Origin of the sequence: Rubrivirga litoralis (assembly GCF_031846415.1) — a bacterium.
GTDB classification, from domain to species: domain Bacteria; phylum Bacteroidota; class Rhodothermia; order Rhodothermales; family Rubricoccaceae; genus Rubrivirga; species Rubrivirga litoralis.
The window spans coordinates 104,371-127,854 of record NZ_JAVRHT010000004.1; the positions used below are offsets into that span (position 1 = coordinate 104,371).

The following is a 23,484-nucleotide window of genomic DNA, read 5'->3' on the forward strand; positions in this document are numbered from 1 at the left end:
GCGAAAAGCGGGCGGGGCGGCGAACCCGGACGCTCCGGGCGGGGTGGAGAGGGCCGGAGCCCCCCGCTCTGCCCTCGGGGTGCCTCCGAGTCGGGGCGGGGTGGAGCCGCCCCGCCCCCCACACCCCGCCCGTATGCAGACTGCCCCGTCCCGAGCGCTCGCGCCCGCCACGTCCGTCGATGGCCACCTCCGCACGGTCCCCGGACGGCCGTACCCGCTCGGGGCCACGTGGGACGGCGTCGGCGTCAACTTCGCGCTCTACAGCGCCCACGCCGAGGCCGTCGAGCTCGTCCTGTTCGAGAGCGCCGACGACCCGGCGCCGGCGGCGTCGCTGTGGCTCCGCGAGCGGACGGGGCCGGTGTGGCACGGGTTCGTGCCGGGCCTCCGCCCGGGCCAGCTCTACGGGTACCGCGTGCACGGGCCGTACGACCCCGAGCGGGGCCACCGCTTCAACCCGAACAAGGTCCTCCTCGACCCCTACGCCCGCGCCATCGGCCGCCCGCTCCGGTGGGACGACTCGCTGTTCGGCTACGTGATCGGCGAGGACGACCTCTCCTTTTCCCACGCCGACAGCGCCCCGTTCGCCCCGCTCGGGGCCGTCATCGAGAGCGGGTTCGAGTGGGGCGCCGACCGCCCGCCGAAGGTGCCGTGGGAGGACACGGTCATCTACGAGACGCACGTGAAGGGGCTCACCATGTCGCACCCCGACGTGCCCGAGGCGCTCCGGGGGACCTACCTCGGCGTCTCGTCCGAACCCGTCGTCGAGCACCTCAAGGCGCTCGGCGTCACGACGGTCCAGCTGCTCCCGGTCCACGCGAAGCTCCAGGACCGGCACCTCGTCGAGCGCGGGCTGGCCAACTACTGGGGCTACAACACGCTGAGCTTTTTCGCGCCCGAGCCCGAGTACGCTGCGAGCGGCCCCGTCGTGGCTGCCCGCGACTTTAAGATGATGGTCCGCGCGCTCCACGAGGCCGGCCTCGAAGTGGTCATCGACGTGGTCTACAACCACACGTGCGAGGGGAGCGAGAAGGGGCCGACGCTGTCGTGGCGCGGCATCGACAACCTCGCCTACTACAAGACGAGCCCCGACGACACCCGCTACTACATGGACTACACGGGGACCGGCAACACGCTCGACGCCGGCAACCCGCACGTGCTCCAGCAGGTCATGGACAGCCTCCGGTACTGGACGACCGAGATGCACGTCGACGGTTTCCGGTTCGACCTCGCGAGCGTGCTGGCCCGCGAGCTCTACGACGTGAACATGCTCGCGTCGTTTTTCCAGATCATCCAGCAGGACCCGGTTCTCAACCAGGTCAAGCTGATCGCCGAGCCGTGGGACGTCGGCCCGGGGGGGTACCAGGTGGGCAGCTTCCCGTGGCAGTGGACCGAGTGGAACGGGCGCTACCGCGACGTGGCGCGCCAGTTCTGGGCCGGCGACTCGGGCCACCGCGGCGAGCTCGCGACGCGGTTCACGGGCTCCTCCGACCTCTACGAGCGGTCGGGCCGGCGGCCGTTTGCGTCGATCAACTTCGTGACGGCCCACGACGGGTTCACGCTGGAAGACCTCGTGAGCTACGAGCGCAAGCACAATGAGGCCAACGGCGAGGACAACCGCGACGGCCACGAGCCCAACCACTCGACCAACTCCGGCGTCGAGGGGCCGACCGAGGACCCCGACGTGCTCGCCCGCCGCGAGCGCCTCAAGCGGGCGATCGCCGGGACGCTCATCCTGTCGCAGGGCGTGCCCATGCTTCTCGGCGGCGACGAGCTCTCGAAGACGCAGGGCGGCAACAACAACGCCTACGCCCAGGACAACGACGTCAACTACTACGACTGGGACCTGGACGCGCGCGAGACGGAGTTCCTCGACTTCGTCCGCGAGGCGCTCGCCTTCCGCGAGGCCCACCCGCTCTTCCGCCGCCGCGAGTTCCTGACGAGCGAGCCCGACGCCGAGGGCGTCAAGGGCGCCTTCTGGTGGCACCCCGCCGGCCACGAGATGACGGGCGACGACTGGGGCGACGAGGACCTCCACGGGTTCGGCCTCCTCCTCCGCGGCGACCGGATCGACGAGGTCGACGCCCGCGGCCGGCCCCGCCACGACGACACGCTCCTCGTCGTGTTCAACCGCGGGGGCGCGGCGGTCGACGTCACGCTCCCCACGGCCGAGGCCGGCGACCCGGCCGCGTGGGTCGCCGCGGCCCCGTTCGACGAGGCCCTGGCCGCCCCGCCCGAGGGCGGCCGCTTCGCGCCGGGCGGGGTGGCGACCGTCGGGCCGAACGCGCTCGCGGTGCTCCGGGCGGTGGAGGCGTAGGCCGGTGGGTCCGTCCATGAGGGCGGACCGCTCCGTCCCTCGGGTCCACCCGTCGAGGCCGCCCCGCCCGCACCTTCGGGCGGGGCGGTGGCGTTCTGGGCGGAGCGGTCGCGGGCGGGCCGTTACTCGCCGCCGAGGCACGGGAGCACGGCCCAGAACGTCGCGCCCCGCCCCGGGCCGTCGCTCGCGCACCCGACCGTGCCGCCGTAGCCCTCGACGATGGCCTTGACGATGGCGAGCCCGAGCCCGCTGCCCGGTTCGGCCTGGACCTCGGGCGCGTCGGCCCGGAAAAAGCGGTCGAACAGCCGCTCGCACGTTGGGCCGTCGAACCCGGCCCCGGTGTCCTCGACCTCCAGCCGCGCCGCGCCGCCCGCGTGGCTCAGGCGGACCGCGACGCGCCCGCCCGGCGGCGTGTACTTGACCGCGTTCCCCACCAGGTTGTCGACGACGTCGGCGAGCGGGGCGGCCTCGGCGCGCACGCGGACGCCGGCGGCCGCGTCGACCGACAGCGCGACGCCCTTCGCCTCGGCCTCGTCGCGCGCCCGCCCCGCCCGCCGCGCCACGAGTTCGCCCAGGTCGAGGCGATCGCCCGGCGGCTGCGGCAGCGACTCGGCGCGTGCGAGTTGGAGGAGCCCGCGGACCGTCCCCGTCATCTCGGCCACGTCCTCGACCACGCGGCCCAGCGTCTCGCGGTACGCCTCGGGCTCGCGGTCGCGGCGGAGCGCGACCTCGGCCTCGCTCCGCAGCGTGGCCAGCGGCGTGAGCAGCTCGTGGGCCGCGTTCGACGTGAACCGCCGCTCGCGCTCGACCGACGCCTCCAGCCGCGCGAGGAGCCCGTTGAACGTCTGGGCCAGCGCCGTCAGCTCGTCGCGCGTCTCGAAGTCGGACGGGAGCCGGCCGCCCAGCCGCGCGCCGTCGGCCGCGAGCCGCCCGGCCGCGTCGGTGAGCACGGCGACGGGCCGGAGCGCCCGGCGCGCGAGCCACCACCCCGCCCCGAGCGCGAACAGCACGCTGAGAGCGACGCCCAGCGCCAGCGTCCGCCCCAGGTCGCGGAGCTCGCGGTGCCGGCTCCACTCGACGCCCGAGACCTCGGCGTAGCCCACGACCGCCCCGTCCGGCGCCCGGAGCGGCGCTACGAGCGAGCGGACCGGCTCGCCCGCCCACTCGCGGCTGAGCCGGAGCGGCCCGCCCGCCGAGGGAAGCTCGACGCCCAGGGGCGGCATCGCGGCCACGTTCGCCGACGCCTGCGCGACCGCCCCGCCCGGCGTCAGCACGCGGACGAACGTGGCGTTCGGCCCCTCCAGCCGCGTGGCGACGGGCGCCGCCCCGCCCAAGGCGCTCGCGTCCACGCCGTCGGCCCCGACGCGCAGGAGCGGGGTGACGGCCTCCAGCTCGTGGTCGAGGTGGCGGTCGAACGAGCGGTGCGCGGCGGCGTGGAACCCGACGTAGCAGAACACGGCGAACGCGCTGAGCAGCAGGAACAGCGTCAGCGCGTACCACAGCGCGAGCCGGGCCGAGATCGGGAGCGCGGAGAGTCGGGTCACGGGGCGGGGCGGCGCTTGGGGGCGGTTCTGGGGCGGAGCTAGGGCGCCGGCTCCGCCCCGCCCTCGGCGGGCGCGAGCCGGTAGCCCACGCCGCGGATCGTCTCGACGCGCGGCGGGTGCGAGGCGCGCGAGGCGCCCTCGGCGTCGGCGAGGCGCTGGCGGAGCCCGCTGACGGTCACGTCGAGGGCGTTGTCGGTCACGTAGAGCGCGTCGCCCCAGACGCGTTCGGCGAGGACCGTCCGCGAGAGCGCGTCGCCGGCGCTGCGCAGGAGCACCTCGAGCAGGGCGTACTCCTTGGGGCGGAGCGTGAGGACGGCCTCGCCGCCCGGTCCGTCCATCGTCGCGCGGCGGCGCTCGGCGTCGAGCGTGAGCGGGCCGACCGAGACGGTCCGCTCGACGTCCGAGAGCGGCGGGCGGCGGAGCAGCGCGCGGAGCCGGGCCACGAGCTCCTCGAAAGCGAACGGCTTGGGGAGGTAGTCGTCGGCGCCGGCGTCGAGGCCGGCCACCCGGTGCTCGACGTCGGCGAGCGCCGTCAGCATGAGGACCGGCTGGTCCTTGCCCGCGGCCCGGACGCGCTCGACGAGCGTCTTGCCGTCGCCGCGGGGCAGCCGCCAGTCGACGACGAAGGCGTCGTAGGCGTTGGCGAGCGCGAGCCGCTCGCCGGCCTCGGCGTCGGCGGCGAGGTCCACGCGGTAGCCCTCCTCCTCCAGCCCGCGCTGGACGGCGCCCGCCAGGCGGGCCTCGTCTTCGATGAGCAGGATCCACATGGGCGGGGTGGTCTGGGGCGGCGTGAACTGGGGGCGGGGCGGTCGGGCACCTTACCACCGTTCCGCCGGCGTCCCCGGGCGGTCGGCCGCCCCGCCCCGCCCGCAGGACACGGTGGGCGCCTTCACCGAGTCTTGGACGTCCACCTTAGCGCCTTTTAAGGCCTTTCGCCGCACGCCGTCGTGCCGCGCCCGTTGGAAGGACCGCACCCGCCCCGCCCGCATGGACCGCCGCCTCTTCCTCCGCAACGCCTCCGCCGTCGGCGCGCTCGCCGGCCTGAGCGCCCTCACGCCGGCCTGGGCGCGCCCGGCGCTCGCGGCGGGTCCGGCCCGCGCCGCCGGCCTCGCGCCCACGCGGCGCGCGGGCGGGCTGGTCGAGTACGACCTGACGATCGACCGGACGCCGGTCACGTTCAACGGGCGGACCGGCTCGGCGGTGACCATGAACGGGAGCGTGCCCGGCCCGCTGCTGCGGTTCACCGAGGGCGACGAGGCCGTGATCCGCGTCCACAACCGGCTCGACGAGCAGACGTCGGTCCACTGGCACGGGCTCATCCTCCCGAACGCCATGGACGGCGTGCCGAAGGTGAACTTCCCCGGCATCGAGGCCCGCTCGACGTTCGAGTACCGCTTCCCGATCCGCCAGTTCGGGACGTACTGGTGTCACAGCCACTCGGCGTTCCAGGAGCAGCAGGGGCACTACGCCCCGCTCGTCATCGACCCGGCCGGGCCGGAGCCCTACGCCTTCGACCGCGAGCTGATCGTGGTCCTGTCGGACTGGACGTTCGAGGACCCCCACGACGTGCTCGCCACGCTCAAGAAGCGGGCGAACTACTACAACTTCCAGCGCCAGACCGTCGCCGGCCTCGTGGCCGGGGAGGGCATGGACCCGGGCGCCCGGCTGGACTGGGACCGGATGCGGATGGACCCGACCGACATCGCCGACATCACCGGGGCGACGTACACGTTCCTCATGAACGGGCAGGCCCCCGACCCGGGGTGGTCGGGCCAGTTCCGGCCCGGCGAGCGGGTCCGCCTCCGCTTTATCAACGCGAGCGCGGGCACGTTCTACGACGTCCGCATCCCGGGCCTCGACCTCACCGTCGTCCAGGTGAGCGGCCAGCACGTGCAGCCGGTCACGGTCGAGGAGTTCCGCATGGGGATCGCCGAGACGTACGACGTCGTCGTCACGCCGGGCGACCGGGCCTACACCGTGTTCGCCGAGTCCATGGACCGCTCGGGCTACGCCCGCGGCACGCTCGCGCCCCGCCCGGGCATGACGGCGCCGGTCCCCGAGCGGCGCGAGCGGCCCTCGCTCACGATGATGGACATGGGGATGGACCACGGGTCGATGGGCGGCATGGACCACGGCGCGATGGGCCACGAGGGCGCCGCCGCGGGCGGGGCGGGCGGGGCGGCGCACGCGGGCATGGACCACGGCGCCGCCGGCCACGGCGCGATGGCGATGGGTGGGGCGGCGATGGGCGGGGCGGCGGCGGGCGCGGTGGCCGCGGGCGACGTGGCCGAGCCCGGCGTCGACCGCACCGGGCTCCGCCCGCCGGGCACGCTCCCCGAGGTCACGCCGCACGGCCCGGACGACCACGGCGGCGCGAACGCGATGGCCCCGGACCAGACGCGGAGCCGGCTCCACGAGCCCGGCGTCGGGCTGGGCGACGACGGCCGCCGCGTGCTCGTCTACACCGACTTGAGGGCGCTCTACCCCGAGCCGCGCCGGGCGCCCGACCGCGAGGTCGAGCTCCACCTGACGGGCAACATGGAGCGCTACATGTGGGGGATCAACGGGAAGACGTACGCCGAGGAGCCGCTCATCCCGATGGTCTACGGCGAGCGCCTGCGCCTGACGATGGTGAACGACACCATGATGAACCACCCGATGCACCTCCACGGCATGTGGATGGAGCTCGAGAACGGCCACGGCGACGTGATCCCGCGCGTCCACACCGTCGTCGTGAAGCCGGCCGAGCGGCTCTCGCTCCTCATCGACGTGGACGCGCTCGGGCCGTGGGCCTTCCACTGCCACATCCTCTATCACATGGACCTCGGCATGTTCAGGGTGGCCATGGTCCAGCGGCCCGGCGAGGTGCCGCCCGAGGCGCTCGCCGCCTCGTACACGCCTCAGGGCTAGCCGCCCCGCCCGACCACCCCGCCCGGGCCACTAGCCGCCCCGCCCGCCCCGCCCGGCCGCCCCCCGAGGGCGGGGCGGGAGACCCGACGCTCCATGCCCCGACGCCTCGCCCTCGCCGCCCTCCTCGCCGCCGCCCCGCTCGCGGCGGCCCAGACCCCCGAGGGGGACGGCGAAGCCAACGCGCCGCCGTTCCCCGAGTACCCCGACTTCCGGCCCGGCGCCGTCGCCGCGGCCGACCAGAAGCTGTACAGCCTCGCGCTCCTCGACCTGTTCGAGGTGGCGCCGGCCGGCGCGGGCGTCCCGGCCCGCGTCGAGGGGTTCTACCGGATCGGGACCGACTACAACAAGGTCTACCTCAAGGCCGAGGGCGAGGGGCTGGTCGCCGAGGGCGAGGGCGGGGTGGAGGCGCAGGTCCTCTACAGCCGGCTCGTCACGGAGTACTTCGAGGCCCAGGCCGGGCTCCGCCTCGACACCGAGTTCGGCGACGGCGACGTGCGCGCTCGCCCCCAGCTCGCCGTCGGCCTGGAGGGGCTGGCGCCCTACTTTTTCGAGGTCGAACCCGCGCTCTTCGTCTCGTACAAGGGCGACGTGTCCGCCCGCCTCGAAGGCTCGTACGACCTCCTCCTGACCCAGCGACTCGTGCTCCAGCCCGAGGCCGAGGTGAACCTGGCCGTCCAGCGCGTCGAGGACTGGGGCGTCGGGACCGGCCTGAACGACATCGAGGTCGGGCTCCGGCTCCGCTACGAGATCCAGCGCGAGGTGGCCCCCTACGTCGGCGTGAGCTGGCTGAACCGCTTTGGCGAGGCCCACGACATCGCCCGGGCCGAGGGCGAGCCCACGTCGGAGGCCTTTGTCGTGTTCGGCCTCCGCCTCTGGCGGTAGCGAGCGCCCCCCCAACCGACCACGTTTCCCACTCGACTCCCCTGCCGATGACCCGCACGCTCTTCCTAGGCGCCGCCCTTCTCGCCGCGCCCGCCGCCCTCGCCCAGCAGCACGGCGACATGGACCACTCGCAAATGGACCACAGCCAGATGGACCATTCCCAGATGCAGGGGATGGATCACGGCTCGATGGATCACGACGCGCTCATGGCGCTCCACATGCGCATGATGGCTGACCCCGAGATTCACGCTGCCATGCAGGCCGATCCCGAGATGCGGGCGCTCATGGCCGGGGCGATGTCGGCGACGGACCACGGAGGCATGGACCACACGACGCCGATGAACGCCGACGCCCGCGCCGCCGCGATGGACCGGATGCGCGAGCGGATGGCGGCGCTGTCGCCCGACGAGCACGCCGCGTTCATGGCCCAGATGGAGGCCTCGCACCGGCGCCTCCTCGCCAGCCCCGCCGTCCACATGCGCGCGATGGCCGACCCCGAGCTGCGCCGGATGATGGAGGACATGCCGGGCGGGATGCCGGGCATGGGCGGGGCGGACCAGGGTTCGATGGACCACGACGGGATGGACCACGGCTCGATGGAGGGCATGAATCACGACCAGATGCCGGGCACGGGCCACGCGGGCGCGGACCACGCCGCGGGCGTCGCCATGCAGCGGCGGAACGCCGGCGCCCTCCGCAACGACGACGAGCGCCCCGCCACGCCGACCGTCGGGCCGGAAGCGTTCGACGCCTCCGCGACTGCCGACCGCTTCCACGCCGCGCTCGCGGCCGGGGACCGCGAGGCGGTCAGGGTCCTCCTGCTCCCCGACGCCGTGGTCCTCGGGGGCGGTCAGGCCGAGGCCCGGAACGAGTACCTCGGCGGCCGCTTTGCCCGCGACGCGGCCCTCCTCGCCGGCGCCCCGCCCGAGCCCCTGTTCCGCCGGACGACCGTCGCCACCGAGTCGGCGTGGGTCGCCTCGGCGCAGCAGGTCGGCGACGCCCGGATAGCCGAGCTCCTCGTGATGAAGCAGACGCCCGAGGGCTGGCGGATCTCGGCCGTCCACTGGTCCTCGGCACGTTAGGCTCCTCCTGGGTGGGACCCCGCCGTCCCGCACGGCGGCCGGGTCCGGCCCCTCTCGTCTACGGACCTCCCCGCCCTCCCCTCCGGCGCCGCCGTGACCGTTGGGTCTGGCCGCGCCAGAGGCCCGGCGTGGGCCGCTCGCGCCTCTCGACGGCTTTCGCAATGATCGTCCTGTCGGCGTTCGGGCGGGGCGGGAGGAGTCGCGGCGTTACCGACCGTAAGGCGCGCTAGGGGCGGGGCGGCCTCGGGGGCAGGGCGGCGCGCGTCGGCCTCCGCCAACTCGGTGGCCCGCCGCCGCCCCGCCCGGACGCTGCGGCCCGCCGGCGTTCCATGCGACGCCGCCTACACGACACCGCCCCGCCCATGGCGTGGGCGGGGCGGCCATCGTCGCTGCCCGCTGCCCGCTCGAACCTGAGTGGGTTTTAAGGGCTCCCCGCCGAACCATCGGCCCGGGCGCTTGTGAGACGGAAGCCTTTCCAACCCACCCCTACGCTTCCATGCGCACCCAGGACATCCTCTCCAAGCACCCCAATCCGTCCCAGAACCTCGACCAGATCGTCGCGCTCGTCAACTCGGCCTTTGCCTGTGAGCAGTGCTGCACGTCGTGCGCCGACGCCTGCCTCAACGAGGACGGCGACATGGACCTCCGGTACTGCATCCGCACCAACCTCGACTGCGCCGACATCTGCGCCACGACCGGCCGCGCGCTCTCGCGCCAGACCCAGCCCAACGTGCAGCTTCTCCGCGCTCAGCTCGAGGCGTGCCGGATCGCGTGCGACGCCTGCGCCGACGAGTGCGAAAAGCACGCCGACGTGCACGACCACTGCCGCGTGTGCATGGAGTGCTGCCGCGAGTGCTCCGACGCCTGCCGGTCGCTCCTCCAGGCGATGCCCCAGGGCGCAGCGGCGTAGCCCGCTCGCCGGGTCCGTCGACAAGGTGGCTATACGGTGGAGGCGGACCGCCGTCTGACCCGTTGCGGCGGAACGGGGAGGGCCTGGAACACCACGCTCTCCCCGACCTGGGGCTACCGGACGAGGATCTCGACCGCAACCGGGTTCCCCCCGCGCACAACCGGCTGGTCCGGCGACCCAGCGCCCTGGAACTCGAACCGGCCGATCTCGCCGGAGTCGTCGTGGAGCATGACGTAGAGCGGGCCGGGCGGGGCGGCGTCGAGGTCGACCGGGACGCGCTCGGTCGTCCCGTGTTGGACGAACGAGCGGCCGACGACGCGCGAGATGTCCGCCCCGCCCCCGGCGGCCTCGGGGTGCACCACGACCCAGCTGTCGGAGGCCACCTTCACGGAGTCCACGATGAGGACGTCGCCGACGAACAGGGCGTCGTCGGCGAAGAGGGCGGGGGCGCCGGGCACGGGGCCGGTCCGCGCGCTCGAGCCGCCCGTCACCGGGGGGACCGACGGCGGGACGGGTTCGGCGTCGAGGTCTGAGCCTTCGAGGTCGCCGATGAGCGCCTCCATCTCGGCGATCTCGCGCCGCTGTGCCAGGATGATCTCGTCGGCGAGACGGCGCACGCGGGGGTCGGAGATGTTGGCCCGCTCGCTCGTCAGGATGGCGATGGAGTGGTGCGGGATCATCGCCTTCATCCACGACACGTCGTCGACCGTCGTCTGGCTGCGGGCGAAAAAGAGGCCCGCCGCGAACAAGACCGCCGAGCCTATAAAGATGGCGACGTTTGCCTTCTTGTTGTCGTACATGTCGAGCATCCACGACAGCATCACGATGGCCATCATCGAACCCATAAACACGGCCATCCAAAACCGCGTCTGGCTCCACCACGCGTCGTCGAGCGTGTAGATGGTGGCGTACATGAGGCCGAACATGATCACCGTGGAGGTGGCGATCATGCCGAAGAAGCGTTTGTAGGACATGCTAGCGTCGAGGGAGCGGGTGCAGAGGTGGATCGGGGTCCTACTCCTGTCGCCCCTGCGGGATCGGGAAGCGGGAGCACCTGAGCGGCTTTTAAGGCCCGCCGTGTAGGGCCCGCCGCGGCGAGCCGAGGGACCGCCCCGCCCCCGCGTCTCTGGCTGTGGGGCGGGGTGGAGACGCCGGCCCGGCGCCCATTCAGGTTCGCAAGCCGGGCAGGTGGCTCAGGCAGCCTCGAAGACGGGCTGGAACCCGGCGTCCTCGACGGCTTGCCAGACAGCCTCGCGGTCCGCCCCGCCCGAGAGGCGGACGACGGCGGGGCCGTCGAGCGTGAGCTGCTCGACCTCGACGCCGGGCGTGCGGTCCAGGGCCTTGGTTGCCGAAGCGACGCAGCCGCCGCAGGTCATGCCTTCGATGCCAAAGCGGAGGGTGGTTTCGGTCGGCGTGCTCATGACGGGTAGGGAAGAGGAAAAAAGGGCGGGGTAGTCAGGCCGCCGCCCCGCCCACGGCGGGCGGGGCGAAGCGGCGGAGGCGGAGCGCGTTCGTCAGCACGAAGACCGACGAGAGGCCCATCGCGGCGGCGCCGAAGACGGGCGAGAGCAGGACGCCGAGGGCGGGGTAGAGCGCCCCGGCGGCGACCGGGATGAGGACGACGTTGTAGGCGAAGGCCCAGAACAGGTTCTGCTTCACGTTCTTCAGCGTGGCCGCGGAGAGCGCCCGGGCCTCGACGAGCGCGCTCAGGTCGCCGCGCATCAAGACCACGTCGGCCGCCTCGATGGCGACGTCCGTGCCGGTCCCGATGGCGACGCCGACGTCGGCCTGGGCGAGCGCGGGCGCGTCGTTGATCCCGTCGCCGACGAAGGCGACGCGGGCGGGGCGGCCGCCCCGCCCGGCCTCGGCCTGGAGGTCAGTCACGGCCTGCGCCTTGTCGGCGGGCAGGACCTCGGCGAGCACCTCGTCGATCCCGAGGCGGGCGGCGACAGCCTCGGCGGTCGCCCGGTTGTCGCCCGTGACCATGGCGACGCGGAGGCCGGCGCGGTGGAGCGCGTCGATGGCGGCCGGCGTCGTCTCTTTCACCGGATCGGCGACCGCGAGCGCGGCGACGACGCGGCCGTCGACGGCGGCGTAGAGCGGCGTCTTGCCCTCGGCGGCCAGCCGCCCCGCCCCGCCCGCGAGCGCGGCGGCGTCGTAGCCGAGGCGCTCCATGTAGCGGTCGGCGCCGACGTCGACGCGGCGGCCCTCGACCGTCCCGCTCACGCCGAAGCCGGGGACGGCCTCGAAGTTGGACGCGGGCGGGGTGGCGAGACTTTTTCGGTCGGCGGCGCGGACGATCGCGGCGGCGACGGGGTGCTCGCTCGGCACCTCGACGGCGGCCACGAGGCGGAGCAGGGCGTCTTCGTCCAGGTCGGCGTCCGGGGCGAGGACGACGTCGGTGAGCGTCGGGCGGCCTTCGGTCAGCGTGCCCGTCTTGTCGAGGGCCACGACGTCGGCCTCGGACAGCGTCTGGAGCGCCTCGCCCTTGCGGAACAAGACGCCCAGCTCGGCCGCCTTGCCGGTCCCCACCATGACGGAGACCGGCGTGGCGAGGCCCATCGCGCACGGGCACGCGATGATGAGCACGCTCACCGCCGCGACCAGCGCGTACGTCAGCGACGGCTCCGGCCCGACGGCCAGCCACACGCCGAACACGAGCGCGGCGACGACGAGCACGACCGGCACGAACACGGCGACCACGCGGTCGGCGAGCGCTTGGATGGCGGGGCGGCTGGCCTGCGCCTCTTCCACGAGCTGGACGATCTGGGCGAGCACCGTGTCGGCCCCGACGTGCGTCGTCTCGACGAGGAGCGCGCCGGCCTGGTTGACCGTCCCGCCGACGACCGCCCCGCCCTCGGTTTTTTCGACGGGCACCGGCTCGCCCGTCACCATCGACTCGTCGACGTAGCTCGTGCCCTCGGCGACCACGCCGTCGACCGGCACCTTCTCACCGGGCCGGACGCGGACGACGTCGCCGACGGCGACCTCGCCGATCGGCACCTCGGTCTCGGCGCCGTCGCGGACGACGCGGGCCGTCTCGGCGCGGAGCCCCAGCAGCGCGCGGACGGCGTCCGACGTCTGGCCCTTGGCCCGCGCCTCGAACCACTTGCCGAGCAAGATGAGCGTGATGATCGTCGCCGACGCCTCGTAGTAGACGTGGACGGCGCCGGCCGGCAGCACGCCCGGCAGGAACGTGGCCACGACCGAGTACCCGTAGGCGGCCGACGTGCCGAGTGCGACGAGCGTGTTCATGTCGGGCGAGCCGTGCCGCGCCGCCGCCCACCCCGCCCGGTAGAACCGCCAGCCCGGCCCAAACTGGACGGCCGAGGCCAGGACGAAGGCGATGAGCCACCGCGTCTGCATCGGCACGAGCCCGTCGACAAAGTCCATCCCACCGGGGATGACCATGGGGACCATCTCGAGCAGGAACAGCGGGAGCGTGAGCCCGGCGGCCCACCCCAGCCGGCGCCGGAGCGTGTGCCGGGCGCGGGCGCGGGCCTCGTCCTCGGCGCCCGCCGCCCCGCCCTCGGCCGCCTCGATCACGTCGTAGCCCGTGTTGCGGACCGCCTCGTAGAGCGCGTCGACATCGGTCCCGGCGGCGTAGCGGACGCGCGCCCGCTCGGTCGCCAGGTTGACCGACGCCTCGACCACGCCGTCGGCGCCGGCGAGCGCCTTCTCAACACGGCCCACGCAGGCCGCGCACGTCATGCCGCCCACGCCGAACGAGACCTCCTCGGTTCGCACGTCGTAGCCCGCGCGCTGGACGGCCTCGGCGAGCGCGAGGGGCGTCGTCTCGGCGGCGTCGAAGTAGACCGTCGCCCGCTCCGTCGCCAGGTTGACGGTCGCCTCCTCGACGCCGGGCACCTTTGCGAGCGCCTTCTCGACGCGGCCCGAGCACGCGGCGCACGTCATGCCCTCGACGCCCAGCGTCGCCTGGGACAGCCTGGCCACGTCGGGCGTCGGCCCGGCGGCGCCGTCGCCCGAGGGCGGGGCGGCGACGGTCGCGCCGTGGGCGGATGGGCGGGGGCGGGCGGGGGGCGGGGTGGACATCGGGCGGGGCGTCCCCGAGCGGGGCGGCCGGCGGTGGGTCTGTCTGAACGCGCCGCCGCCGCCGTTGGCCGTGAACGGACGGTGCATCCTCCCCTACCTGAGCGCCTTTTAAGCTGGCCCCGCCCGCTGAGCCCGCCCCGCCCCGGTCTGCCGGGCAGGCTAGAGATCGACGGGCTCGACGACGCGCTGGCCCTTGGGACCGTCGGAGACGAACGCGGCCGGGGCCTCGGGCGAGTGGTAGAACAGGAGGAGGTGGCCGGCCTCGGCGGCCTCGGCCGCGAGCCGGTCGCGCCACGCCTGCGAGGCCGCGCCGTCGACGTCGTACTTGGCCTGGAACCGGCGCCCCACCTGGCCCGGCGTGCCCAGCACGTCGCCGCCGAACACGGCCTGCATGTCGCCGGCGTGGAGGCGGACGAGCTGGTGCGCGCCCGTGTGGCCGCCCGTCACCTCGAGCCCGACGCGGCCGAGGTCGGCGTCGCCCTCGGCGTAGACGAGCTGGCCCGCCCGGTCGAGCGTGTCGAGGACGAGGTCGCGCGCCCGGGCCGACTCGCCGGCGTAGCCCTCGGCGGTCGCCTCGGCGTGCTGGACGACGTAGTCGGCGGCGGGGAACGTGGGCCGCCATCCCTCGGCGCCGGCCTCGGTCACCGCCCCGCCCGTGTGGTCGAAGTGGAGGTGCGAGAGGACGACGCGGTCGACGTCCTCGGGCGCCACGCCGCGCCGGACGAGGCTGTCGAGGAGCACCTCGGTGCCGCGCCCCTCGGCCCACGACCCGAGCCCCGTGTCGACGAGCAGCGTCTCGTCGGGCGCCCTCACCAGGAACGGCGTGACAGAGACGAACAGGGTGCCCGGGCGGGGCGGGTCGCCCTCGGCGTACGGCACGAACCGCTTGTCGAGGCCAACGGTGAATCGGCCCTCGGGGAGCGCGTCGATCTCAAGGTCGCCGTAGGTCATGGGCGGGGCGGGGGATGGGGTTCAGGAGTGACTCGGGCGCGTCCGACGCAGAGGGCGGGGCGGGCTCGGAGGCCAACTCGCCACCCCGCCCTTCCTTCCGCGGGCCGGACGAACATCGTGTCTGAACCTCACCCCGCCCCGCCGCGTGGCGAGCGCGGGCCGAACGCGGGGGCGGGGCGGAACCGCCGGGGGCTCCGCCCCGCCCGGAGCGCGTCGTCGTCGTGGGCGCGCGTCAGCCGCCGTAGCCGAAGAGGCCCATAAACTTGGTCGCAAAGGGGACCGACCCCTTCATCTTCACCTTCCCCTGCATCATGGCCATCATCGGGTTGAGGTCGCCGTTCTCGATGGCCACCCAGTCCTCGGCCTTCGCCGTCAGCTTCAGCGTGGGGTCCTCGGGGACCTCGCCGTCGATCACGTCGAGCTCGCCGTGGTGGACGTAGAGCGTGACGTCGCGGGGCTCGTCGCCCGTCAGGTGCATGTGGACGCGGTCGTCCATGGTCTGGGCCTTGTCGCCGTTGAACCGGTCGGGGTACGAGGCGAGGACGTCGTCGAACGAGCTGTAGCGGGCCATAGGACGGGCGGGGTGGCGTGTGGGGAGGGCGCAAGATAGGGCGCACCCCGGCCGTCCCGGGCCGCGGAACTGCCCTGGCGGGGGCGCGTGGCTGAGGCTCGCCCCCGACGCCCGCCCCGGCCCGTGCCCGACGACCACACGACCACGCTCTCGACGCCCCGCGGGCTCGTCGCCATCACCGGCCGCGCCGGGGCCGCCCGCCGCGCGGCGGCCCACCGCGAGTTCCTGGCCGACCACTGGGCCGAGCTCTCGGCCGCCGCCTTCGAGGGCTACCGCCGCCACGGCGCCGGCGCCGTCGTCCTGTGGCGCGACGCGGCCCCGCGCCGGTTCCGCCCGCGCCCGTTCGAGCCCGAGCGGCTGTGGTACACGACGCAGATCCACGCCATCCCCGGCACCTCTAGCGAGGACTTCGACGGCTGGGAGGCCCGCCAGCTCGAGGCCTACGACCCGCAGGCCGAGGGGCTCGTCGTTTTCGTGGAGGGCGGCGCGCTCGCCGGCTACCGCGTCGCCGGCGACCCCGCCCCGCCCGACGCCCTCCGCCAGTCGCGCGCGCGGATGAACTGAGGAAAGGGGAAAGGGGAAAGGGGAAAGGGGAAAGGGGAAAGGGGAAAGGGGAAAGGGGAAAGGCGCGCGCGGGCGGGGTGGCGTCGGTTTTGTTCCGCTCCGCCTGCTTACATCTGGGCGGGGCGGTCATGGAAGTCGCCGAGGCCCACGAAAGGCGGCGGCAGTTCCCCTCTGGTCAGGAGGGGTTAGGGGTGGTTGTCGGGCGGGCGGGGCGGTTCAGCCCGACGCCGCCCCGCCCACGCGTTGCGGGCGGGGTGGGTGTCCTGCCCCGAATGCGGACACCACGCGTGGTGTCCGGGGAGGGCGGGGCGGTCCCAGACGGCACCCCCCGAAGTCCACCACCCCGCCCACCGCGCGCGACGCCGTTTCAGAGGGGCGGGGCGGTCAGGCTGCGCGTGGCGGCCGCCCCGCCCCGCGCGTTGCGGGCGGGGCGGTCACCTTCCGCTCGCCGCTCGCCGCTCGCCGCTCTGGAACGGCCCCCGCCGGCCGGCCGTCTACTCCGCCTTCTCTCCCGAACCCTTTCCCCGCCCTCATGGCCCGCTTTTTCTGCGCCGTCCACGCCCCCGACGCCACGCCGCGCGCGTTCGCCCTCGTCGAGCAGCTCCCCGGCGACGACGCCCCCACGTACGCCGTCCGCGACCTCCGCCGGCTCTCCGGCGACGACCCCACGCAGACGGTCCTCGACGTCGTTGCGTCGGAGCCTCAGTACGCGGCGCAGACCACGTTCGTGCTCACCGGCGGGCAGCGGGCCGTCGACGCCCTCCACGAGCGCGGCCCGAGCGGCGTCGCCGTGAACCTGCTCGACGGCGGCTCGGCCGACGCCGACGCCCTCGACGTCCCGCTCCAGGTCCTCGTCGACACGTTCGAGTGGCTCTACCGGACCGACGCCGTCGACGTCCCCGGCCGCTTCGACGCCGCGAGCGACGCCGTCGACGCGCTCTACACGAGCGCCGACCTCGACGCCGCCGCGCCCGACTCCGACCGCGACCCCGACGGCGACCTCACCGACGACGACGAGTCCGAGACGCTGGCCGGAACCGAGGTCGAGGGCGACGGCCCCAAGCCCGCCGTCATCGAGCAGTCGGGGGGCGAGGCCGACGTCTCGACCGAGGTCATCCGCACGCCGATCACGATGGACGACGCGAGCGCCGCGGCCGTCGACGCCGAGCGCCGCGTGGGCCGCGTGGCGGCGTCCACGAACGGCCCGGCCCCCGACCTGGGCGACCACGCCGACGTGGCGATCGCCCTCGCGCTCGCGTGCTGGTACGGCGAAACGTCCCGCGACGAGCTTCCGGCGACCGACAAGCTCGACGAGGCCCTCGCCGCTCGCAACCCCGACGACAACGCCGCGAACCGCGGGCAGCAGGAGCCGGCCGGGCGCAGCTAACCGCCCCGCCCTCGGAAATCGCCCCGATACAGAGCCGCCCCGCCCGATCTGCTCGGGCGGGGCGGCGTGCGTTCGAGAGCGTGGTGGGGCTGGCCGCCCCGCCCTCGGCTAGGCGTCTCGCTCGACCTCGTCGCGATCCAGCTCGACGTCGGTCTCGTTCGAAAAGTGGCGGGCGACGTGGTCGCCGTCGAAGACGAAGGCGTTGACGATCGTGAACGTCCCGCGCTCGCTCTCGATCTTGAGAAAGTCGAACGCGGCGTCGTCGGCCGTCTGCTGGTGCGTCCGCTCGGCCGAGGAGATCGTGCCGTGGTAGTCGAAAAACTGGCGGTAGCGGTCGCGGACGGCGTCGCGGCCGTCGGCGACGCCGTCGAGCCAGATCAGCTGGCCGGACTCGGCGTAGAGCTCAGCGAGGGCGTCGGCGTCGCCCTTCTGGACGAGGTCGGCGTGGCGGGCAGAAAGGTCGGAGGGGGACATGGGGCGGGGTGGAGGTGAGGTGAGAGCGGGTGGGGCAGCATCAGACACCGCCCCGCCCGCGCTAGGGGAGGGGAGAGGACAGGTGGTGGTCCGGGGGCGGGGTAGCCGCCTGCCGGACCACCACCCACACGACGTGGGCGAGGTCGGGGAGGATGAGGCGGTCGAGCGCGAGCGCGCAAGCGTCCGTCGAGCCGGGACAGCAGAAGAGGAGCGTCTCGGCTGGACCGTCCGCGTGCCCGTAGACACCGGCTGTCGCCCGCGAAAGCATAGCGGCCGCGCCGACGGTCTCGAACGAGAGCGCGCGGAACAGCTCTCCGAACCCGGGGAGCGCCTTCTGGATCAGCCGCTCGGCCACCTCGACCGTCGTGTCGCGGCGCGAGACGCCCGTCCCGCCCGTCGTCACGACGACTTCGACCTGGCCGGCGAGGTGCAGGAGCACCTGGCGGATGGCCTCCCCGTCGTCGGGGACGATCCGGTAGAACTCGACCGGGTGCCCGGCGTCGCGGAGCCGCGCCTTGATCGCCTCTCCGCTCGCGTCGTTGTCCTCGTTCCGCGTGTCGGACACGGTGATGACGGCGCACGAGACGGGCGTCTCGCGGGAGAGCTCTCTGTGATCGGCAGCGGACACGGGCGGACGCGGTGGGCGGGTCCGCTCTCACCCCGGACCCTCACGCGCCGTTCCGCCCCGCCCCGCCCTCGGCGCCGTCCGCGGGCGCCTCGCCGAACCACCGCGGCGGGTCGTAGCCGTGGCCGCCCCACGGGTGGCACCGCCCGATCCGCCAGACGGCCAGGACCAGGCCGCGGGCGGCCCCGTACCGGCGGAGCGCCTGCACGGCGTACTCCGAGCACGTCGGCGTGTACCGGCACGACGGCCCCAGCCACGGCGAGATGCCCATCTGGTAGACGCGGACGAGCCCGACGAGCACGAGCCGCGGGAGACGCCACAGCGCCCGCCCCGCCCGAGCGAGCGGCGTGTGTGGAGCGGGCGGGGCGGGGTGGGGCATGGCGGCTAAACGCCGGGGCGGGGCGGTCGGTGCCCGTCCCGCCCGGCTCAGTTCGCGCGGGCGGGGTGGCCGAGCCCCGCTCGGGCCGAGGCTCCGCGCGAGTAGCTTTGCCGCCCCACTCCCGCCCTTTCGAGTCCGCCCGTGTCCGACGCCGCCCCGCCCGACCCCGCCGCCGCCAAGCGCGCCGCCGGCCTCGCCGCCGCCGCCCTCGTCGAGGACGGGATGCGGCTGGGGCTGGGGACCGGCTCCACGACCGCGTTTGCGATTGAGGCCATCGGCCGCCGCGTCCGCGACGAGGGGCTGGACGTGGCCGGCGTGCCCACGTCCTACGACGCCGAGCGGCTGGCACGTGCCCACGGCGTCCCGCTCCTCGCCCTCGCCGACCTCGATCTCGATACGCTTCCAACGGCCCAGGCCGGGCTCGACCTCGCCCTCGACGGGGCCGACGAGGTGAGCCCGGCCGCCGCCCTCATCAAGGGGCGGGGCGGCGCGCACGTCCGCGAGAAAGTGGTGGCCGCGCTCGCCGCCCGGTTCGTGGTCCTCGTGGACCCGTCCAAGGAGGTCGAGCGGTTGGGAACGACGGCACCGGTCCCCGTCGAGGTGCTCCCGTTCGCCGAGCCGGCCGTCCTGCGCGCGCTGCGTGGGCTGGGCGCCGAGCCCGCGCTGCGGATGGGCGAGCGGAAGGACGGCCCCGTCGTGACCGACCAAGGCCTGTGGATCGTCGACGCCCGGTTCCCCGGCATCGACGACCCGGCCGCGCTCGGCGCCGCCATCGGCTCCGTCCCCGGCGTCCTCGGCCACGGCCTCTTCGTCGGCATGGCGACCGACGTGCTCGTGGGCGAGGCGGAGGGCGGCGTCCGTCACCGGGTGCACCAGCGAGGGCGCTGACGGGCCGCCCCGCTCGGGCGAGCCACCAACGCAGACCGCCCCGCCCGTGTGGTACGGGCGGGGCGGCGAGAAACCTGCGGGGCGTGTGCGCCTAGCGGAGGCGGAACGTCACCGGCACGGCGAACCGGACCTTGACGGGGCGGCCGCGCTGCTGACCCGGCTTGAACTTGCTGTCGCGGACGGCCTTCAGCGCCGCCTCGGCGAGCAGGTCGTTCGGCGAGCGGAGCACGACGGGGTCGACGACGTTGCCGCGCTCGTCGACCACGAACTGGACGACGACCTGGCCCTCGACGCCGGCCCGGCGGGCGAACTCGGGGTACTCGACCCGGCTCTGGAGGTCGGCGAGACCGCCGATCAGCTCCGGCTGCACCTCGGCGACCTCGAAGATCTCCGGCTCCGTGGGCTCGGGCTCCGGCGGCGGCGGCGGCGGCGGGGCGGCGGTCGGCGGGGGCGGCGGGGCGGCCTTCGGCGGCGGCGGCGGCGTCCTCGGCGGCGGCGGCGGGGCCTCGTTGAGGTCGAGGTCGATCTCCTCGATCACGTCGTCCTCGACCTCGACCTCGTCGGGCACCTCCTGCGGCGGGGGCGGGGCGGGCGGCGGCGGCGGCGGCGGGACGTACTCCTGCGTCGGGGGGATCTCCTCGAGCTCGATCACCTCGGTCTGGTCGGAGTACACCTGGACGTCGTCGCCCTCGGGGAGGCTGACGGTAAAGGCCAGGATCGTGAGGCCGAGCGAGAGCAGGAGCCCGATCTGGAGGTAGATCGGGTACTTCCGCTTGAGGTCGGCGGACGGTTCTTTGTAGAGGGCCATGGCAAAGGGGAGAAGGGGCGGCCGGGCGCGCGCCTCGCCGGGTAAAGTAGGGACGGACGGCGCGGGTGGCACGGGCCGCCCCACAAATCAGACGGCGCGGCGCCCGCATACCCTGTAGACACGCCCGCCCCGCCGGCGTTGCTCTACCCGTGGCACGCGGAGTGTGAACGGGTGGAGGAGGAGGAGTCGTGTGCAGACGGCGCCGCCCCGCCCGTACGGGCTCCAGGTGCGGGCGGGGCGGCAGGCGAACGCCACGGGCGTGGCTACTCCATCGGCACGCCCGCCCGCGCGAGCGCGCTCACCCCGCCCGCGTTCACGACGCGCGCGAACCCGAGGTCCTCCAGGATCCTCGCTGCCCTCCCGCTCCGTGTGCCCGACGCGCAGTAGACGTAGACCGTCTGGTCGCGGTCGAGCCCGGCGACGCGGTCGCGGAAGCCGGGTGCGAGGACGTCGACGTTCTGGGCGCCGCGGACGCGGCCGCCCGCGTACTCGTCGGGACGGCGGACGTCGAGGAACGTGGCGCCAGCGCGGGCGGCGGCGGCGACCTCAGCCGGCTCCGCCCGCCCGCCGCCGCCGGTAAACCACCGGAACGCGACGACGAGGGCGACGACGAGAAACGCGACGGCGGCAAGACGGAGCATGGCGGGGCGGGGCGGGGCGCCTGGTTACGACTGGAGCGTTGCGTCGAGCGAGATCTCGGCGGCGCGGAGCACCTTCGAGAGCGGGCAGTTTTCTTTGGCGTCGTCCGCGATCCGCTGGAACTCGTCGTCTGAGACGCCGGGGACGGTCGCCGTAAGCGTGAGGTGGATCGTGTCGATCTCGAACCCGCCCTCGACCTGCCGGACGTGGACCTCCGCCGTCGTGTCGGCCGACTGCGGCGGGTGGCCGGCCTCGGAGAGTGCGTGGGAGACGGCCATCGTGAAGCACCCGGCGTGGGCGGCGCCGAGGAGCTCCTCGGGGTTCGTCCCCGCCGTGCTGTCGCCGAACCGGGTGTCGAAGGAGTACGGGACCTCGTCGAGCGCGGACGTCTCGGTCGAGAGCGACCCGGAGCCGTCGGAGAGCGAGCCGGACCAGTGGGCGCGTGCGGAGCGGGTGGGCATGGGGGCGGGGTGGGGTGGGAGGGGAGCCTCCGTACTGGCGCCGGCCAGAGCGGGTTCACGCAGACGGCGTGGACCGTCCGTCTCCTTAACTTCCGGTTCTGAGGAACGGGGGGGGCCGTGAGCGCTTATAACGTGTCCCCTCTACACAACCTCCCCCCCTTCAGAATGGCATACTCAGACGACCGCCCGCTCGTGACCGGCACCTTCCGCGATTCCAAGAGCGCGGACCAGGCCTACGACCACTTCCGCCAGCGCGGCTACACCGACGATGACATCCACGTCATCATGTCGGAGGACACGAAGGAGCGCTACTACGACCGCAACCCGGACGAGGTCAAGATCGAGCAGGGCTCGAAGGCCATGGAGGGGGCCGGTGCAGGCGCGGCCATCGGCGGCACGACCGGCGGCATCATCGGCGCGATCGCCGGTGTCGGCGGCGCCGTCATCCTCCCGGGCATCGGGGCCGTGGCGGGTCCGCTCGCCGGCGCGCTCGCTGGCGCTGGTGCGGGCGGGGCGGCGGGCAGCCTCGTCGGCGCGCTCGTCGGCGCTGGCATCCCCGAGGACCAGGCCAAGGTGTACGAGAACGACGTAAACGAGGGCGGGATCGTCCTCGGCGTCCACCCGCGCGACAAGGACGACTACAACTACGTCACGGAGCGCTACAACGAGTACGGGGCCAACAACGTCTACGGCGGCCGCAACGCGGCAGGCTAGACGGGACAGCCGTACGGCACTCTGGGGAGGTGGAGCGATCCACCTCCCCTTTTTTGTGCCCAAGCCGCTCGTTCAGCCGACCCCGCCGGTCCGTAGGGCGGGGTGGGGAGCGCCGCCCCGCCCCGCCCCTTGCGACCCGCGGGCGGGGCGGGAACGTTGTCCACCGGCCTACTGCCACCGTTCGACGGCTTCGCGGAACCGGGCGGCGGCGGCCTCCACGTCCGGCGCCGTCGTCACGGCCGTCATCACGGCGACGCCCCAGGCGCCGGCGTCCAGGCACGGCCCGACGCGCTCGGGCGTGACGCCGGCGATCGCGATGACCGGGATGCGGACGGCCGCCGCCGCGCGTGCGAGTCCGTCCAGTCCTTTTACGCTGGCCGGGTTCGCCTTGGAGCCCGTCGGGAAGACCGGCCCGAAGCCGACGTAGCTCGCCCCAGCGGCTTCGGCCGCGCGCGCGGCCTCGGCCGTCGTCGCCGTGGCCCCGATGAGGCCGCCGCCCCGCCCGTCGAGGACGGCGCGGGCGTCGGCGACGGGGAGGTCGAGCGCGCCCAGGTGGACGCCGGCGGCGCCGGCCGCGAGCGCGAGGTCGAGGTGGTCGTCCACGAGGCACGGGACGCCCGCGGCCCGGCACGCGGCGACGGTCGGGAGGAGGCCCGCGAGGCGGTCCCGCGTCGTCCCCGTCTTGTGGCGGAACTGGACCGTCTCCGCCCCGCCCGCCGCGGCCTGCCGGGCGAGCTCGGCGTGGGACCACCGCTGCTGGAAGTGGAAGTCCGTGAGGACGTGGAGGCGGCCGACGGGCGGGGTGGGGGTCATCGGGTCAAGATCGCGTGCCCTCCGCCGTCCAGGGCGGCCGCCCCGCCCGCGGCGGGTGTATCTAGCGGACCGCTCCTCTGACGCCTATGCCCCAGCCGCTCCGCGTGCTCGTCGTCGACGACGAGACCGACGTCCAGTTTCTGTTCACGCAGAAGTTCCGGCGCGAGGTGCGCCAGGGGCTCCTCGAGCTCGTGTTCGCCGAGAGCGGCGAGGAGGCCCTGGAGAAGCTCCGGGGCGGGGAGGCCGCCGACGTCGTCGTCCTGCTCTCGGACATCAACATGCCGGGGATGAGCGGGCTCGACCTGCTCGCCGAAGTCCAGGGCGAGTTCCCCGACCTCGACGTCTACATGGTCACGGCCTACGACGACGGCGAGCTCAAGACGACGGCGCTCCAGGGCGGCGCGCGGGGCTACCTCACCAAGCCCATCGACTTTTCGACGCTGAAGGAGGAGGTGTTCGGGATCGAGTAACGAGCCGGCGGGCGGGGTGGAGGGGGCGGGCGGTGCGGCCTAGCC

General features: G+C 74.2%; 24 protein-coding genes. 10 read left to right on the forward strand and 14 right to left on the reverse strand.

Annotation, left to right across the window (positions count from 1 at the left end):
- The first annotated feature begins 133 nt into the window (after window positions 1–133).
- Window positions 134–2,314, forward strand: coding sequence for a glycogen debranching protein GlgX (gene glgX / locus RM540_RS03265; protein WP_311662088.1), 2,181 nt, complete (start codon window positions 134–136; stop codon window positions 2,312–2,314).
- 122 nt (window positions 2,315–2,436) lie between these two features.
- On the opposite strand, the gene RM540_RS03270 is transcribed toward glgX, so the two are convergent.
- Together RM540_RS03270 and RM540_RS03275 are read right to left on the reverse strand one after the other, a co-directional pair.
- On the reverse strand, window positions 2,437–3,858 hold the full coding sequence (locus tag RM540_RS03270) for a sensor histidine kinase (RefSeq protein ID WP_311662089.1): 1,422 nt from the start codon (window positions 3,856–3,858) through the stop codon (window positions 2,437–2,439).
- 38 nt (window positions 3,859–3,896) lie between these two features.
- A complete protein-coding gene (locus tag RM540_RS03275) occupies window positions 3,897–4,625 on the reverse strand; it encodes a response regulator transcription factor (RefSeq protein ID WP_311662090.1) in 729 nt (242 codons plus the stop codon).
- A 220-nt stretch (window positions 4,626–4,845) separates the two neighbouring features.
- Here RM540_RS03275 and RM540_RS03280 point away from each other — a divergent pair, with 220 nt between their 5' ends.
- From RM540_RS03280 to RM540_RS03295, 4 genes are all read left to right on the forward strand, one after another.
- A complete protein-coding gene (locus RM540_RS03280) occupies window positions 4,846–6,768 on the forward strand; it encodes a copper resistance system multicopper oxidase (protein WP_311662091.1) in 1,923 nt (640 codons plus the stop codon).
- Between the two features lie 93 nt (window positions 6,769–6,861).
- Window positions 6,862–7,650 carry a copper resistance protein B gene (locus tag RM540_RS03285; RefSeq protein ID WP_311662092.1) on the forward strand — a complete coding sequence of 263 codons (789 nt, stop codon included), beginning with the start codon at window positions 6,862–6,864 and terminating at the stop codon, window positions 7,648–7,650.
- Window positions 7,651–7,697: 47 nt separating this feature from the next.
- The gene (locus RM540_RS03290; RefSeq protein ID WP_311662093.1) at window positions 7,698–8,732 is read left to right on the forward strand and encodes a nuclear transport factor 2 family protein; all 1,035 of its coding nucleotides are present in this window, start codon (window positions 7,698–7,700) and stop codon (window positions 8,730–8,732) included.
- Window positions 8,733–9,228: 496 nt separating this feature from the next.
- A complete protein-coding gene (locus RM540_RS03295) occupies window positions 9,229–9,642 on the forward strand; it encodes a four-helix bundle copper-binding protein (RefSeq protein WP_311662094.1) in 414 nt (137 codons plus the stop codon).
- 113 nt (window positions 9,643–9,755) lie between these two features.
- Here the strand turns inward: RM540_RS03295 and RM540_RS16470 are convergent, their stop codons facing one another.
- From RM540_RS16470 to RM540_RS03320, 5 genes are all read right to left on the reverse strand, one after another.
- Window positions 9,756–10,616: a DUF305 domain-containing protein gene (locus tag RM540_RS16470; protein WP_311662095.1), complete on the reverse strand. Its 861-nt coding sequence runs from the start codon at window positions 10,614–10,616 to the stop codon at window positions 9,756–9,758.
- Window positions 10,617–10,835: 219 nt separating this feature from the next.
- On the reverse strand, window positions 10,836–11,063 hold the full coding sequence (locus RM540_RS03305; RefSeq protein WP_311662096.1) for a heavy-metal-associated domain-containing protein: 228 nt from the start codon (window positions 11,061–11,063) through the stop codon (window positions 10,836–10,838).
- 34 nt (window positions 11,064–11,097) lie between these two features.
- The gene (locus RM540_RS03310) at window positions 11,098–13,695 is read right to left on the reverse strand and encodes a heavy metal translocating P-type ATPase (protein WP_311662097.1); all 2,598 of its coding nucleotides are present in this window, start codon (window positions 13,693–13,695) and stop codon (window positions 11,098–11,100) included.
- Window positions 13,696–13,854: 159 nt separating this feature from the next.
- A complete protein-coding gene (locus RM540_RS03315) occupies window positions 13,855–14,646 on the reverse strand; it encodes an MBL fold metallo-hydrolase (RefSeq protein WP_311662098.1) in 792 nt (263 codons plus the stop codon).
- A gap of 232 nt (window positions 14,647–14,878) precedes the next feature.
- Window positions 14,879–15,217, reverse strand: a complete 339-nt coding sequence (locus tag RM540_RS03320; RefSeq protein ID WP_311662099.1) for an SCP2 sterol-binding domain-containing protein — start codon at window positions 15,215–15,217, stop codon at window positions 14,879–14,881.
- Window positions 15,218–15,340: 123 nt separating this feature from the next.
- Between RM540_RS03320 and RM540_RS03325 the strand changes: the two genes are divergently transcribed.
- Window positions 15,341–15,781, forward strand: coding sequence for a hypothetical protein (locus RM540_RS03325; protein WP_311662100.1), 441 nt, complete (start codon window positions 15,341–15,343; stop codon window positions 15,779–15,781).
- Window positions 15,782–16,313: 532 nt separating this feature from the next.
- Window positions 16,314–17,168, forward strand: a complete 855-nt coding sequence (locus tag RM540_RS03330; RefSeq protein ID WP_311662102.1) for a hypothetical protein — start codon at window positions 16,314–16,316, stop codon at window positions 17,166–17,168.
- Window positions 17,169–17,276: 108 nt separating this feature from the next.
- Here RM540_RS03330 and RM540_RS03335 read toward each other — a convergent pair whose 3' ends face one another.
- The 3 genes from RM540_RS03335 to yidD all read right to left on the reverse strand — a co-directional run bounded on the left by RM540_RS03335 (window position 17,277) and on the right by yidD (window position 18,646).
- A complete protein-coding gene (locus RM540_RS03335) occupies window positions 17,277–17,642 on the reverse strand; it encodes a nuclear transport factor 2 family protein (RefSeq protein ID WP_311662103.1) in 366 nt (121 codons plus the stop codon).
- A 61-nt stretch (window positions 17,643–17,703) separates the two neighbouring features.
- Complete coding sequence (locus tag RM540_RS03340; RefSeq protein ID WP_311662104.1) at window positions 17,704–18,270, reverse strand: MogA/MoaB family molybdenum cofactor biosynthesis protein; 567 nt, start codon at window positions 18,268–18,270, stop codon at window positions 17,704–17,706.
- A gap of 40 nt (window positions 18,271–18,310) precedes the next feature.
- A complete protein-coding gene (gene yidD, locus RM540_RS03345) occupies window positions 18,311–18,646 on the reverse strand; it encodes a membrane protein insertion efficiency factor YidD (RefSeq protein ID WP_311662105.1) in 336 nt (111 codons plus the stop codon).
- A gap of 141 nt (window positions 18,647–18,787) precedes the next feature.
- On the opposite strand from yidD, the gene rpiA reads away from it, so the two are divergent.
- Window positions 18,788–19,534 carry a ribose-5-phosphate isomerase RpiA gene (rpiA, locus tag RM540_RS03350; protein WP_311662106.1) on the forward strand — a complete coding sequence of 249 codons (747 nt, stop codon included), beginning with the start codon at window positions 18,788–18,790 and terminating at the stop codon, window positions 19,532–19,534.
- Window positions 19,535–19,625: 91 nt separating this feature from the next.
- On the opposite strand, the gene RM540_RS03355 is transcribed toward rpiA, so the two are convergent.
- The 3 genes from RM540_RS03355 to RM540_RS03365 form a co-directional block, all read right to left on the reverse strand.
- Window positions 19,626–20,342, reverse strand: coding sequence for an energy transducer TonB (locus RM540_RS03355; protein ID WP_311662107.1), 717 nt, complete (start codon window positions 20,340–20,342; stop codon window positions 19,626–19,628).
- Between the two features lie 263 nt (window positions 20,343–20,605).
- On the reverse strand, window positions 20,606–20,983 hold the full coding sequence (locus RM540_RS03360; RefSeq protein WP_311662108.1) for a rhodanese-like domain-containing protein: 378 nt from the start codon (window positions 20,981–20,983) through the stop codon (window positions 20,606–20,608).
- A 24-nt stretch (window positions 20,984–21,007) separates the two neighbouring features.
- Entirely contained in the window at window positions 21,008–21,442 is a 435-nt protein-coding gene (locus RM540_RS03365) for an OsmC family protein (protein ID WP_311662109.1), read from the reverse strand.
- Window positions 21,443–21,607: 165 nt separating this feature from the next.
- Between RM540_RS03365 and RM540_RS03370 the strand changes: the two genes are divergently transcribed.
- A complete protein-coding gene (locus tag RM540_RS03370) occupies window positions 21,608–22,156 on the forward strand; it encodes a hypothetical protein (protein WP_311662110.1) in 549 nt (182 codons plus the stop codon).
- Window positions 22,157–22,324: 168 nt separating this feature from the next.
- Here RM540_RS03370 and thiE read toward each other — a convergent pair whose 3' ends face one another.
- Complete coding sequence (gene thiE, locus RM540_RS03375) at window positions 22,325–22,969, reverse strand: thiamine phosphate synthase (RefSeq protein ID WP_311662111.1); 645 nt, start codon at window positions 22,967–22,969, stop codon at window positions 22,325–22,327.
- 86 nt (window positions 22,970–23,055) lie between these two features.
- Between thiE and RM540_RS03380 the strand changes: the two genes are divergently transcribed.
- The gene (locus tag RM540_RS03380) at window positions 23,056–23,439 is read left to right on the forward strand and encodes a response regulator (protein ID WP_311662112.1); all 384 of its coding nucleotides are present in this window, start codon (window positions 23,056–23,058) and stop codon (window positions 23,437–23,439) included.
- Window positions 23,440–23,484 lie beyond the last annotated feature (45 nt).